The sequence below is a fragment of the Mangrovibacillus cuniculi genome (assembly GCF_015482585.1).
Lineage (GTDB): Bacteria > Bacillota > Bacilli > Bacillales > R1DC41 > Mangrovibacillus > Mangrovibacillus cuniculi.
In genome coordinates this window covers 2,966,551-2,979,830 of sequence record NZ_CP049742.1, presented here as the reverse complement: position 1 = coordinate 2,979,830, position 13,280 = coordinate 2,966,551, and the positions used below count along the sequence as shown (strand labels likewise).

Sequence of the window (13,280 nt, the reverse complement as noted above, 5' to 3'; positions counted from 1 at the left end):
ATCTCAGGATTCTTCTCTATTATGCTTTTGTCCAAGTAGGAACCATTTCTACGTCTGCCGCTACCATTGTTGTGTAAATAGGGCATCTTTCATCAACTATTCGTTGTAATTCATCTACTCGTTCTTGCGTTTCAGATGTATGCACAGTTGCTCTTACAGAAATCTTTTGGAAATAAGGACGTACTGATTTATCACCCATCATCCCTTTAGGGTTAATTTCACCACTTACTTCAAAGTCAATTCCTTGCAAGTCAAACTCTATTTCCTTTGCTACAAAGTTCGCAATCGCGTTTTCACAACCTACTAATGATACAAGTAATGTAGCTAAAGGGTTGGCTCCTTTATCTGTTCCGCCCATATTAGCCGGTTCATCAATAACAACCTTATGATTATGAGAGATTCCTTCTGTGTACATTCCTTTAGATACTGCAGTTATTTTTTCAATCATTAAGGTCACTCCTTATTTTTATAATGTAAGCTATCTTATATTAGTGAATAACACTACTTTTTGAATCATACATTTTTGTTTTAATATCTTGATACGTTACAATTGAGTTGGAAGTTTTATCCCACCATACTGGGATAGAGATTTCTCCAATTATACGAAATAGTTCGTTTCTTGCATTCATTACTTGGAGAATGTTCACTTCTTCAAAAGGTATCTCCTTTTCCATAAGCCAATCTCTCATTACTTTGCATTTGGAGCATCCATCAATTATATAAAGCTTAGACGTTTTGTCTCACCTCTCTTTTCTACATCCATAATGTACCTCAATGCTTAATAAATAATCTGTAAGATAGGTTACACTTTAATTTTAGAAGGTTAATGAAGGAGAATAGCATGGATAAATTATTTTTACTGTCTCAAATAAGCTTATTTGATGAATTACCAATGGAAGAATTACATATTATTGATGAATTAAGCGAGATGAGACCTGTTCCTAAAGGGACTATTATCTTCTCCCCTGACAAACCGATTGAAGCTTTATTCTTACTAAAAAAAGGGCAAGTGAAATTGTATAAAATAAACCCTTCAGGTAAACAGTTCACTATTGATGTTTTAATTGATGGTAATATTTTCGGAGAAACTTCCACCCTTTCGTTGACAGATGACGATACATACGCAGAGGCAATGACAGAAACGTACTTGTGCATTATTAGTAAAACAGAGTTTGAAAAGTTTATTGAAAATAACCCCAAGATTGCCCTTAAGCTAATCAATATCCTTTCTACACGTTTAAAAGAAATTTACAGCATGAGTGAAAAAATTGCTCTTGGAGATGTGAAGTACAGAATACTTTACTTGCTTGTTAAATTAAGCGAAAAAACCGGAAAACGAAAAAATCATTGGCAATCGATTAATATGAAATTGACTCATCAGGACATCGCTAATATGGTCGGATCTTCACGTGAAACGACTAGCTCGATCATGAGTCAATTTAAAAAAGAAGGATTAGTGAAGAAAGGATTAAAGTTCTCTATCCATATCGATGAAGCAAACAGATTATTAGATAGCTTATAGAACTTCTTAAAAAAGCAAATAGGGCTAAGACAAAACTGTACCTGTTTCGTCTTAGCCCTTTATTCGTTACTTATAAGACATAAGCCATCCATTCCTTAGACTTACGGTCATAGATGATTTTTCCTCTTACTGTAGTTTCTTCTATATTACTCGCATCGTCGTCTACCAGTAAAAATAGTGGAAGTTCAATTTTCCCTCGAGTAGATTCAATTTTTTCTAAGTCTATTAAAAGACCTTCCTCCCATAGTGTAGCAAACGTCATAAGCACTGTTGATGGAATAGGTGGCAATTCTTTTTTTCGTTTAATACCTAACAAAGTAGAATCCAATTTCATTAAAGACATCTTATTGGATAATAAAATTCCTAGGGAAGTAAAGAAATCTTTAGACTCTTTCATAAAAATAGTAGATTGCTCTCCATCTTCTCTACTTAGATAAACAATACTGTTACCTAATTTAGAAAAGAAAGGTTGGTGTAAGGGAATCATTCTATGTCCAAGATACAGCAACTCAGCCACCTCTTGAGGCGCTAAGTTATTCAACTGCTCTTCATCTTTGAAGTCTGTCCAACATAATTCCGTCTCTACCTTTTTAGGCGTTTGCAAATACTGTTGGGTATCTTCTTTATCCCAAAATTCTAAATATGTATGAAGATTAATGTGTGCTTGTCCAAGAGGGTGCTTTAAGAAGAGAAGGTGCTTTGGAGTTTTCCAAGCTTGCATCCATTCATAAAAATATACGCCTCTTAACTCGGCTGCAGATTGTGTGTTGTCTAGATGAATGGTAATTTGTTGGTTCGATTGAAACGCACTCATCTCTTTCCCTCCTTATGTTTCATTCTTGGTGTCTCTCCCATTGATTATACAATGGAAAAACGAAAAACAGCCATCTTGTAAAAATAAATATTTTCCTATATATACCCCTTATGTTAGACGAATTAACAGGTAAAAAGTTTCAATTTTTACCTTTTTTCATCTTTTAATCATGCTTTTTACTAAGCTTTCATACAATAAGGTACTATAAAGTTATTTGACCTTTGTTTGACGTAATTCTCTTACACTTTTATAATAGTTATTACTCTACATGTTGAAAGGGGTGGTAGGATGGGGTATTGACGCTTCAATTCCAACCAACTGTAATTAGTAGCAGAATTTCCAGCGCGCAAGACCTCGTTCTTCCTTTTTCAAGCGGATCCTTAACGCCTCAGAATCTGGAGAACGAGAAAATTTAATTCCAGAAAAAACAGGAGGTGACTCCGGCTATTCTAACTAGGATAGTCGGGAAACTATTTGGACAGTCCCAGTATATTGAACCTAGTGTTGGTGATGATTTTTATCGGTTTGACTGCATTTTTCGTCGCATCAGAGTTTGCAATCGTAAAGGTAAGATCTTCACGTATTGATCAACTTGTGGAGGAAGGTCATCCACTCGCGAGATCAGCCAAACGAGTAATTTCTAATCTTGATGAGTATTTATCTGCTTGTCAATTAGGTATCACCATTACTGCACTGGCACTAGGTTGGATTGGAGAATCTACTGTAGCTGATTTATTAGGTGGACCATTAGCTAGTCTAGGAATCTCAGAAAATCTTAGTCATGTTATTTCTATAGCTATAGCTTTTACGGTTATTACGTTTTTACACGTGGTTATCGGAGAACTAGCACCAAAAACAGTAGCGATCCAAAAAGCAGAGCGATTAACGTTACTTTTATCAAAGCCTTTAATCTTCTTCTACCGTTTAATGTATCCGATCATTTGGTTACTGAACGGATCAGCTCGTTTTGTTGTGAGATTATTTGGTCTAAAGAATATTTCAGAACATGATATTGCTCATACAGAAGAAGAGTTACGACTAATTGTGACAGAAAGCTATAGGAGTGGCGAAATCAATCAATCTGAGTTTAAATATGTGAACAAAATCTTTGAATTCGATGATCGTATTGCTAAAGAGATTATGGTACCTCGAACAGAGATTGTTACATTAGATAAAAATGATACAATGGAAACGTTCTTGCAGCTAGCTAAAGAAGAACGTTATACCCGTTATCCTGTGATGGACGGTGACAAAGACCACATTATTGGGATGATTAATGTAAAGCAGATCTTTATTGATGTCATGGAAGGTAAGAAAATTACGAGTTTTGAACCGTATATCCGACCTATCATTCGTGTAATTGACTCTATTCCAATCAACGAGCTCCTTGTTCGTCTACAACGCGAGCGAGTGCACATGGCAATTCTTTCGGATGAGTACGGTGGTACTTCCGGGTTAGTAACCGTGGAAGATATCATTGAGGAAATCGTTGGAGAAATCCGAGATGAGTTCGATGCAGATGAAGTGCCATTGGTACAAACGATTGAAAAAGATCATTACGTTATTGATGGAAAGGTATTGGTTTCAGAAGTAAATGAATTACTTGGTACTTCCCTTGACGATTCAGACGTAGATACGCTAGGTGGATGGGTGTTAACTCATCAATACGAGTCGCAAGGAAGTGACATTATTCGATTTGAAGATGTGGAATTTATCGTAAAAGAAATGGATGAACACCAGATCAAGTATGTGGAAGTTAGACGAGTGGAACAAGAAGATGAGTCTACTGTTGAAGTCAAGACGATGCCAACTACTACAAATCAGAATACAGGTGCAGAAGTACTTTCTAATTAAGTGAAATGATAATGCTGCAGCCCTAAGGTGAGTTTACTTGCCTTGGGGCTTTTTTGTGTGGAGGGGTGGTGGCCTTTTTGGCGGCTTCCGCCGTTTGTCGCCTTGAATTGTTTCCCCTTCTGGCGGCTTCCGCCGTTTGTCGCCTTGAATTGTTTCCCCTTCTGGCGGCTTCCGCCGTTTGTCGCCTTGATTCGTTTCTCTTTCTGGCGGCTTACGCCGTTTGTCGCCTTGAATCGTTTCTCTTCCTGGCGGCTTCCGCCGTTTGTCGCCTTGAAAAGCCTCCCCTTCCCTCGGCTTAAGCGCTTTTGCCGCACGTAACCTCCCCTCTCTACTGCGGCTTCACCGACTTGCCGTATAAAACTCATTCCCCTTCCCTCGCCTTAAGCGCTTTTGCCCCATGCAATCTCTCCTCTCTACTGCGGCTTCACCGACTTGCCGCATAAAACTCACCCTACTTCCCACGGCTTAAGCGCTTTTGCCCCATGCAATCTCTCATCCCCACTGCGGCTTCACCGACTTGCCGCATAAAACTCACCCTACCTCCCACGGCTTAAGCGCTTTTGCCCCATGCAATCTCTCCTCTCTACTTCGGCTTCACCGACTTGCCGCATAAAATACACCTTATCTCCCACGGCTTAAGCGCTTTTGCCCCTTGCAACCTCCCCTCCCTACTGCGGCTTCTCCGACTTGCCGCATAAAACTCACCCTACCTCCCGCGGCTTAAGCGCTTTTGCCGCACGTAACCCTGACCCCAGCTATCTGCTTAACCGCTTTTGCCGCCACAAAATTGCCACCTACATTTTAGTTCACAGTAACTCCCCTTCCTTTTTTCATGGTATACTCAAGGAGATTTACTAAACAAACGTATACAAGGAGATTTAACATGTCTGAAATGATTCATGCGATAGAAGCTTGGCTAATGGAGTATGGCGTTTGGGGTTTAATTTTCGTGTCTTTTGCGGATTCTTCCTTTTTCCCTATTCCACCTGATGTATTACTTATTCCAATTTCACTTGCATCTCCTGAGAACGCTTGGTGGTATGCACTTTGGACAACCGTTGCGTCTGTTTTAGGAGCCATTCTTGGTTGGGTGATAGGAAAGAAATTAGGAAGACCTATTTTACTCAAACTATTTAAAGAATCTAGTATTTTAAAAGTAGAAGAACTTTTTGAGAAATATGGTCCTGTAGCTATTTTGGTTGCAGCATTTACACCCATCCCATACAAAGTATTTACTATTTCTGCTGGGGTCTCTAAGATGAAGCTTTCTACACTTGTGGTTTGGTCTATTATCGGCCGTGGCGCTCGTTTCTTTTTGGAAGCTGCTTTAATTGTTACCATGGGAGCTCAAGCAAAGGTGTTTATGGAAGAAAACTTTACGTTAGTTACTTTAATTGGCGGAATTGTGATTGTCATTGGCTTTATTGCATATACACTTATGAAGAAAAGAAAAACCGTCTAGACAATTATGTCAGACGGTTTTTTTATTAATTAGAAGGAATACTTAGATCTTTTTTTAAGTTTGTTTGTAACTCAGAACGTGATTTTGTTTTTTGTATTTTAACTCCGACTTTTGTTAACTTTTTGATTAAATGGACCATCTTGTCATGACTAGGTTTCATTTGAATCACCTCTTTTGAGTATATATGTATCGAACTATTTACGTTGACTTCTGCTCTTATATTTATATCGTAACCCTTACTATCTGCTGTGTATAGCATATATAGCATATTGACATCTAAATTTGATAAGTCTGTAACAAATTTTATAAAAATCGCGAATAAAATGGAAAAAAGCTACACATTCTACCATTATGAAAACAAAACTTTTTTCTATTGTCTCTCTGTTACTATTGTCATTTGGTCTGATTACTACTGTCACTCATGCCGAGGAAGTTTATACGGTACGTTCCGGTGACACTCTGTGGAAGATTTCTCAACGTTTTCAGATTGGCTTATCTGAAATCATTTCCGCTAATACCCAGTTCTCCAATCCAAATTTAATCTATCCTGGAGATCGCGTGACAATTCCTACTATCGAAGGAACAAAGTCCGTGGAATCAGAAGTTGTAAGACTTACTAATGTAGAGCGCCAAAAACAGGGTCTTCCTGCCTTGAAGCAAGATTGGCAAGTAGCCCGTGTTGCTCGCTACAAATCAGCAGATATGAGAGACAACAACTATTTTTCTCATACGAGCCCTACATACGGTTCTCCGTTTGACATGATGAGAAACTTTAACGTTTCTTACCGTTCTGCTGGAGAAAATATTGCTGCTGGTCAGCCGACAGCTGCTGAAGTAGTGCGTGATTGGATGAACTCGCCTGGACACCGTAAAAACATCTTGAGCAGTGGATACACGCACATTGGTGTTGGTTATGCCAAGGGTGGTTCTTACACTCATTACTGGACACAAATGTTCATTTCTAAATAAATAAAGGAGATATAAACAGCTCTAATTTTTAGAGCTGTTTTCTATTTATATGACGTTTCACAAGTAAAAAGGTTTCAATTATTTTCGCAATTTACACCATTCTCTCTTATACCATCAAGTCGATTCGTCTACTATTTTTGGTATGAGTCTATGGCACCTTCACTTGCAAGTGTAAAGATACTTTTAGCAGCCAGGAGAAAGCACTCTACTACTTCTCGGGTAAATTCTTCTTCTGCTTGTTCTTCTAGCTCTCCTAGTATTTCTTCTATTTCCCATTCTATTGAATCTTCAAACTTAGGATCATAATTCCCAGAAGCAACGTATTCACCAAACTGATTGCCTTTAGCATAGATTTGTAAGCCATAAAACTCTGTTAAAGCATACATTGTGTTGGAATCAAAGTAATAGGAAGGAATTTTGCCGTTCACATGTGTTCGCAGATAGTTCGAGAGGGTGACTTCGATGTACTCTTTTGATTTAGCATAGGATAGTTTCATTGACTTTAGTTGAAGTGTTTCGTTAGTTGTGGTTTCATATTGAAGCGTTGGATGTTTTCTTTTACTCAAAACAAAGCCTCCTTTTCATAAGATATACGTATTATCTCACAGGAGGCTCTGGATATATATTACATTAATGTAAAAGTCAAAAATATCAATTCTGACTATAAGTGATTTTAAACTAATTCATTTTTGTTGCTATTTAAGAGAAAACGAAAGGCTTCTTCTTTGGGCATCGGTTTTCCATACAGATATCCTTGGATCATATAGCACCCTAAATCTTGAAGCAAATTACTCTGTTCTTCCTCTTCTACACCTTCTGCAATAAGGTTAATATCTAAATCTTTCGCAAGTCGTATTAATGTTTTAATAATGATCATACTTTTAGGATCTTGATGTACGTGTTGAATAAACTGCCTGTCTAATTTTAATGTAGAAACAGGGAAGTGAAGCAAATAGGTTAAGGATGAATATCCCGCACCAAAGTCATCAATGGAAATACTTACTCCCATCTTATTAAAGATAGTTAGTTGCTCAGAAACTTCCACTGTATTTTCTAACGCTAAAGATTCCGTAATTTCAATAACTAGTTTACTTGGACAAACTTGATGCTTATCAAGGTATTTTCCCACCAACGACGGGAAATCCTTGTGTAAAAATTGCCTTGCGGAAGCATTAATACTAATAGTGATATCTTTGGATTTCTCTGTATTCCAAGCTTTCAATGTTGATAATGCTTGATCAACAACCCATTCTCCAATTTCTACAATGATTCCAGTAGATTCTGCCATTGGAATAAATTTAGCTGGAGATACAATTCCTAAGTCAGGATGATTCCAGCGAATAAGCGCCTCATACCCTTTCAATTCTTGAGTTAGCGTATTGATCTGAGGTTGATAATATAATTCAAATTGATCTAATTCTAACGCTTTACGCAAGTTCATCTCTATGTGTAAGTCTGTTTCCATTATCTGAGCAGCATTCTTCTCAAAATGATATATTCCTCCTCTATTTACTTTAGAGGCATTTTGCAATACACCAGATCGGGCAGAGGAGAGTAAAATTTCTGGTTTTTCTCCATGCTCTGGATACGAACTGACTCCCATGCTAAATGTACAGTAGATCTCTTGATTCGCAGTAAAAAACGGCTTCGTTAATTCTTGATACATGGCGGATAATTTACTACAAATAGTTTCTTTTATTGGTTCTGTGACAAGAACAAAATGGTAATTTCCTACTCTAGCAATAAAGTCTTCTTTTCTTTTCTTTTCACCAAGTCTTTGGGCTATGTCTCTTACTAAATTTTCCCCACATTCATAACCTAGTACATCTTGCATATATTCAAATTTATCAATTCTTATATATACTATATTAAATGGCTTAACGGGTGATAAATCGATTTTACTACTCACATATTTACAATAGTGGTTTTGGTTAGGCAGGTCTGTTAGCTGATCAAAGAATGCTAACTTTTCGAGTTGTCGCTCTACCTCCAACCTTTCCATTCTTTCTAATATAATGGCAATCATGTCTGCGAAGGTACCAGCGAATAACTGTTCTTGTGCTGTCCATTTTCTTTCCACAAACGATTCACAACATAATACTCCCTTAACGCCTGATGATGTAATAATCGGGGCATCTAACATCGCGCTGACACTACTCGCTTGTTCTAGGAAGAATGGTACTAGTTCTTTTGTTCTCTCATCTTCATAAATATTATCAACAGCAATCGTTCGGTGAGAGTGTAATAAGTTAAAGTACGTCATACACGACGATTCTTCTAATACAGTATCGCTTCGGTAGTGGCCGTTTTGCTTGTCATACTGGGCATAGTTATGGAGTTTGTTATCGTCATCTTGAGATAACCACACGCCCACTCTTTCTACATTGACTAAAGTGGACATCTTCCCGCATATCTCTACTAAAGCATTCTGCAATTGACTTGGTTCAATCTCTCGACTTTTCGCAATCTCTAATATTTTTGCTTGTTGTTGCATTAATATCCCCTGAGGTGATTCCAACACGTATCCCCCCTTCCTGATAGACTATTCTATAAATGTATATCGACTAAATATGATAATTTATTATATTCAACAGTAGAGAAATAGTGAAAAAGAAATCTAGTAAAATGCGGAAAACAATAATTTTCCCAACAAAAAAAGAAAAGGATCTATCACCCTTTTCTTACAGATGGACGAACATATAGTTTTCTTCCACTTGCTAGGTAAACTCCCACTAAAATAACTAGCAATCCGGTTAAGGTATATAGTGAAATGATTTCATCTAACAAAAATGCACCCCATCCAATGGCAGTTACAGGAATTAAATACGTAACATTTGTAGCAAATTGAGCAGATCCAGCCGATACCATATAATAGTATAAGACCTGTGCAACACCTGACCCTAAGCACCCTAGGCCAATTATTGCTAAAACAGTTTCTATTGAATCAATGGTAAGAAATGAGGCTTGTGACTCTCGTACAGCCAATAAACCTCCACCGATAGCACCAACAAAAAGTGTGACCGTAGCAGTCGTTAATACAGATACGCCGTTTAACCATCTCTTTGTTAAATGAGAACCTAAAGCATAACAAAATGTAGCGATAAGCATAGTGCCAACACCAACAAATGCTCCGGTCCACAATACATCTATGCGCCATTCTAGTAAAATAACAATTCCAATGAATCCTATACATACACCAATAAATTGACGGAAAGTAGCATTCGTCTTAAAAAAGACAGCTCCCAATAAAAGAGCCCATAACGGAGTAGTAGCATTTAAAATGGATGCGGTACTACTTGGAATAAGCGTCTCACTCCAAGATATTAGCAGCCAAGGAATACAAACATTAATGATTCCTACTACAATTAATGGAATCCATGGAATCTTCTTTCTTGTTTTACGTTGTTGGAGGATCATAAATGGTAGTAAGACAAAAGCACCGGCTAGACACCTCCAAAAGACAACTCCAGCCACACCTACATTCGTACCCAATATTTTTATAAATACAAAAGATAAACCCCATATAGCACTAAGGCCAAATAGGGCTGCAAATAACTTCCATGTATTTTCCTGTTTACTCACATTATTCCTCCGTTACTTTCGTTTCTTCATCGCTAGACATTATATCTAAAAACACTCTAGCAAATAACGGATCCCATTGCGTCCCACTTCCCTCTCTAATGATAGAAAGAGCTTTCTCTTTTGGCATCCCTTTACGATAAGGTCTATCAGAAGTCATGGCATCATACGCATCAGCGACAGCCATAACGCGACCAAACACCGGAATATCTTCACCTTGGAGACGGTCTGGATATCCTTTTCCATCAAAACGCTCATGATGACTTCTAACCCCTGGCAAAATAGCTGATAAATCCTCTGTAAATCTTACTTGTTTCAAAATATACTCACCGATGGAAGGGTGCTCTTGAATAATGCGAAATTCTTCATCTGTTAGTTTACCTTCTTTTAAAAGAACCTCATCTCTAATTCCTATTTTCCCAATATCATGAAGTAATGCGGATTTCTTTAATAGCTCTTGTTCTCTTTCTGTCCATCCTACCGCATTTGCTATTTTCACAGAATAGTTAGCTACACGGACAGAGTGCCCTGCAGTGTAAGGATCTCTAGCATCTAGCGTCGCAGCAATGACAGTAAAAAAACTTTCTAACAGCAGACGGTTATCTTCATCCCGCGTATCTATTGCATTTACCATGTGGTTGTACCCACGAATTAACTTAGAGAATTCGTCAGAATATGGATTGTCTAAAAGAAGGAGATTTCCTTCTCTTACAGCTTCTACACCAACGGCTAATTCATCAATTGGCGAGAGCATATGCTTAAATAATAGCATGGCACCTAAAAGAGCTATACTACCAACAACGACTATAATAACCAAAGCCCATTCCCAATACTCTCGCATATTTTCTGTCACGCCTGTTTCAATCAATCGTACTTGATTTGCCAAACTAAATAACATGATAGGGAATGTGGCTAAGAATAAGGAACTTACGACGAGCTTCTTTTTTAAACTTAAGAAATATTGCTCTCTTTTAGATTGATAGATATTGAATTCTTGTAAACTGTATTTCTCCACAGCTAATAAAACTGGACGAGTAGCACTTATTGTCAGGAAGAACTCGATTAATCCATGAAGCATTGCGATTAATATCGCTCCGGTACAAGCTAATCCTATGTATACCAGAGGAAGCTCTAGGTATCCATAAGAGATTGCTAGATATGAAAGAGTGATAGCTGGAATAGATAAACCAAATAGGTGTGGTCCCATAATTCGAATGACAGTTAAGGTCGGGAAACGATGAAGCTGCTCATAAGCTAACTGACAGTCTTGTACAGATGGGTTCGTACCAAGTAACATCTTTCGTATTGGTTTAATATGTTTACTAAACAAAGCCAGTTCAGCTCCAGCCATGACACAACCGGAGAACATCATGATGAACAGCAGTGTCAATATATCTTGCTTTTGTAAATCCAATGAATGGAATATAAACATACTCCCCACGCCAAAGACAGCTACTAGTGAACCGAATATGTATTGTATAAATAAAGAAGTAACGAATTTTTTATAAATGTCTTTCAACGTTTTATTCCCCCATTGCATTTCCACTCTTACTATATTTTACTATAGTAAGGTGAAAAAAGAGAATTATTTCATGAACTGTTGATATCTTTTCAGTTTAACGTAACTATTTATAAATTCTGTCGTATCGTCATACGTTACAAACGGAAAAACTCCTTTATTTGTATGTAAATATAATAAACCACTCCCATCTGAAAATGGCTTATACGAAACATCTAAAACAATTTCTAGGGGAAACTGTTCAAAATGTGTGTCAATCTCTGTCCTTGATAGACGTAAGGTATATTTTTCTTTCTTTATGACTTGTATGCCATCTTTTATGTATTTAGTTGTACACTCATAACCTAGTTTTATCACTATCATCACCCGAAAAAAGGAAAGAGGCTGGGACAATAACCGAAAGTGACTGCACAGGGATTTCCGCTATAGGGGGACGCTCCTGTGGGGTCTCAGTAACCCACCTTTCCCGTAGGAGTCGCCCCCTTCCGCTACAATCCCAAAGATTTATACTGTATAAGCACTAATTCTGCAGTATTATGAAGTCAAATACTAAGAAAAAAGTACATTCGTCTTTTTGAATGTACTTTTTTAGTTATGTTCCAGTCTCTTCACTTATTAGTTTGTTGATTCGTTTTCCGATCCACCAAAAATACTAGAAATAGCATTCATTAGATTGGTAAAGAACTCTTTTACCGAGTTCCAGAAACCTTCATTTTCTACTACATTTTGTAACGTATCTTGTAGAGCGGTAGACAAATCTTCTAATTGCGTACGTACATTATCAAAGTTAATATTTAACCCTCGAATACGATCAAACAAATCAATCAATCTTTGTTGCTCTTCTTCCGTTAATTGAATTCCTAATGTAGATAACTGTTCTTGTACTATTTGCTCTACTTCTTCACGCGTTACAGGATTTTGTTCCGCAATTTGTTGCTTTATTTGGGTTAAGAGTTCCGTTACTTTTTGTTCTTCTATACCTTGTTCGGAAACTAAGTCCGTCATTAAATCTAGCTCATCACTCGCAACGTCCATTCTATCGGCATCCAATTCTACTCCAGATGCTTCATACGCTTTATAAATACCAGCTAATGCAGAATGTCCTGTTACTGCTACTGGAGAAGCAACTTCCACTTCTGCATTTTCCACACCAGCTGTGATCATCGCATTTATATACATTTCATCCGTTACTTGTGTAATATTACCTGGTGTTACACGTTTAATTACAATTCCTGTTCCTTCTTCTGTCATCGTTATTTTCGCAGAAGAAAACATTCGTGAATTAGGATTACCACCAATATATCTCGCTAAGTCTTTCGCTGTTACCGTATATTCCTCCACTTGTGAAGCATCTTCTACTCCAAAGGCTGATTTAACTTCTTCTTTTTGTTCATTACTTAAGGTTTCACCATAAACTACAATTGGTACACCTAGTAATTCATTTATTACTTCTTGATTTCCAGTATCTGCACTAGCAATCCCTGTTGGTAATACAAGTAAACACAAAAGAGGGACAAGTAGCATCTTGGTTATCCTTTTCATTTTTCTCTTCTCCTCATTT

15 protein-coding genes are annotated in these 13,280 nt (G+C 37.5%); 4 read left to right on the top strand and 11 right to left on the bottom strand.

What is annotated here, in order from left to right:
• Positions 1–19: 19 nt before the first annotated feature.
• Positions 20–448 (bottom strand): OsmC family protein, encoded by a 429-nt coding sequence (locus G8O30_RS15130; RefSeq protein ID WP_239672848.1) that lies wholly within the window; start codon positions 446–448, stop codon positions 20–22.
• Positions 449–488: 40 nt separating this feature from the next.
• A complete protein-coding gene (locus G8O30_RS15125) occupies positions 489–716 on the bottom strand; it encodes a glutaredoxin family protein (protein ID WP_275576540.1) in 228 nt (75 codons plus the stop codon).
• Between the two features lie 125 nt (positions 717–841).
• On the opposite strand from G8O30_RS15125, the gene G8O30_RS15120 reads away from it, so the two are divergent.
• The gene (locus tag G8O30_RS15120; RefSeq protein ID WP_239672846.1) at positions 842–1,522 is read left to right on the top strand and encodes a Crp/Fnr family transcriptional regulator; all 681 of its coding nucleotides are present in this window, start codon (positions 842–844) and stop codon (positions 1,520–1,522) included.
• Positions 1,523–1,592: 70 nt separating this feature from the next.
• Here G8O30_RS15120 and G8O30_RS15115 read toward each other — a convergent pair whose 3' ends face one another.
• Positions 1,593–2,336 carry a hypothetical protein gene (locus tag G8O30_RS15115; RefSeq protein WP_239672845.1) on the bottom strand — a complete coding sequence of 248 codons (744 nt, stop codon included), beginning with the start codon at positions 2,334–2,336 and terminating at the stop codon, positions 1,593–1,595.
• A gap of 510 nt (positions 2,337–2,846) precedes the next feature.
• Between G8O30_RS15115 and G8O30_RS15110 the strand changes: the two genes are divergently transcribed.
• Positions 2,847–4,190, top strand: a complete 1,344-nt coding sequence (locus tag G8O30_RS15110; RefSeq protein WP_239674577.1) for a hemolysin family protein — start codon at positions 2,847–2,849, stop codon at positions 4,188–4,190.
• On the opposite strand, the gene G8O30_RS15105 is transcribed toward G8O30_RS15110, so the two are convergent.
• Complete coding sequence (locus G8O30_RS15105; protein WP_239672844.1) at positions 4,187–4,504, bottom strand: hypothetical protein; 318 nt, start codon at positions 4,502–4,504, stop codon at positions 4,187–4,189. The two genes, G8O30_RS15110 and G8O30_RS15105, sit on opposite strands and share 4 nt — an antisense overlap.
• A gap of 569 nt (positions 4,505–5,073) precedes the next feature.
• Between G8O30_RS15105 and G8O30_RS15100 the strand changes: the two genes are divergently transcribed.
• Entirely contained in the window at positions 5,074–5,652 is a 579-nt protein-coding gene (locus G8O30_RS15100) for a YqaA family protein (protein WP_239672843.1), read from the top strand.
• Positions 5,653–5,677: 25 nt separating this feature from the next.
• Here G8O30_RS15100 and G8O30_RS16165 read toward each other — a convergent pair whose 3' ends face one another.
• Positions 5,678–5,812 (bottom strand): Lmo0850 family protein, encoded by a 135-nt coding sequence (locus tag G8O30_RS16165; protein WP_275576497.1) that lies wholly within the window; start codon positions 5,810–5,812, stop codon positions 5,678–5,680.
• Positions 5,813–6,003: 191 nt separating this feature from the next.
• On the opposite strand from G8O30_RS16165, the gene safA reads away from it, so the two are divergent.
• Positions 6,004–6,621: a SafA/ExsA family spore coat assembly protein gene (gene safA, locus G8O30_RS15095; protein WP_239672842.1), complete on the top strand. Its 618-nt coding sequence runs from the start codon at positions 6,004–6,006 to the stop codon at positions 6,619–6,621.
• A gap of 131 nt (positions 6,622–6,752) precedes the next feature.
• On the opposite strand, the gene G8O30_RS15090 is transcribed toward safA, so the two are convergent.
• The 6 genes from G8O30_RS15090 to G8O30_RS15065 all read right to left on the bottom strand — a co-directional run bounded on the left by G8O30_RS15090 (position 6,753) and on the right by G8O30_RS15065 (position 13,261).
• Entirely contained in the window at positions 6,753–7,187 is a 435-nt protein-coding gene (locus G8O30_RS15090) for a hypothetical protein (protein ID WP_239672841.1), read from the bottom strand.
• Between the two features lie 107 nt (positions 7,188–7,294).
• Entirely contained in the window at positions 7,295–9,139 is a 1,845-nt protein-coding gene (locus G8O30_RS15085) for a sensor domain-containing phosphodiesterase (RefSeq protein WP_239672840.1), read from the bottom strand.
• A 152-nt stretch (positions 9,140–9,291) separates the two neighbouring features.
• Entirely contained in the window at positions 9,292–10,203 is a 912-nt protein-coding gene (locus G8O30_RS15080) for a DMT family transporter (RefSeq protein WP_239672839.1), read from the bottom strand.
• A 1-nt stretch (position 10,204) separates the two neighbouring features.
• Positions 10,205–11,719: an HD-GYP domain-containing protein gene (locus G8O30_RS15075; RefSeq protein WP_338040639.1), complete on the bottom strand. Its 1,515-nt coding sequence runs from the start codon at positions 11,717–11,719 to the stop codon at positions 10,205–10,207.
• A 66-nt stretch (positions 11,720–11,785) separates the two neighbouring features.
• Positions 11,786–12,076 (bottom strand): hypothetical protein, encoded by a 291-nt coding sequence (locus G8O30_RS15070; protein WP_239672838.1) that lies wholly within the window; start codon positions 12,074–12,076, stop codon positions 11,786–11,788.
• Positions 12,077–12,334: 258 nt separating this feature from the next.
• On the bottom strand, positions 12,335–13,261 hold the full coding sequence (locus G8O30_RS15065; protein ID WP_239672837.1) for a DUF1002 domain-containing protein: 927 nt from the start codon (positions 13,259–13,261) through the stop codon (positions 12,335–12,337).
• Positions 13,262–13,280: the final 19 nt, after the last annotated feature.

What these genes read in the sequence shown, in the direction of transcription:
- G8O30_RS15130 (WP_239672848.1), bottom strand. Translation starts at nt 448, where the DNA reads ATGATTGAAAAAATAACTGCAGTATCTAAAGGAATGTACACAGAAGGA.
- G8O30_RS15120 (WP_239672846.1), top strand. Translation starts at nt 842, where the DNA reads ATGGATAAATTATTTTTACTGTCTCAAATAAGCTTATTTGATGAATTA.
- G8O30_RS15115 (WP_239672845.1), bottom strand. Translation starts at nt 2,336, where the DNA reads ATGAGTGCGTTTCAATCGAACCAACAAATTACCATTCATCTAGACAAC.
- G8O30_RS15110 (WP_239674577.1), top strand. Translation starts at nt 2,847, where the DNA reads ATGATTTTTATCGGTTTGACTGCATTTTTCGTCGCATCAGAGTTTGCA.
- G8O30_RS15100 (WP_239672843.1), top strand. Translation starts at nt 5,074, where the DNA reads ATGTCTGAAATGATTCATGCGATAGAAGCTTGGCTAATGGAGTATGGC.
- G8O30_RS16165 (WP_275576497.1), bottom strand. Translation starts at nt 5,812, where the DNA reads ATGAAACCTAGTCATGACAAGATGGTCCATTTAATCAAAAAGTTAACA.
- safA (WP_239672842.1), top strand. Translation starts at nt 6,004, where the DNA reads ATGAAAACAAAACTTTTTTCTATTGTCTCTCTGTTACTATTGTCATTT.
- G8O30_RS15065 (WP_239672837.1), bottom strand. Translation starts at nt 13,261, where the DNA reads ATGAAAAGGATAACCAAGATGCTACTTGTCCCTCTTTTGTGTTTACTT.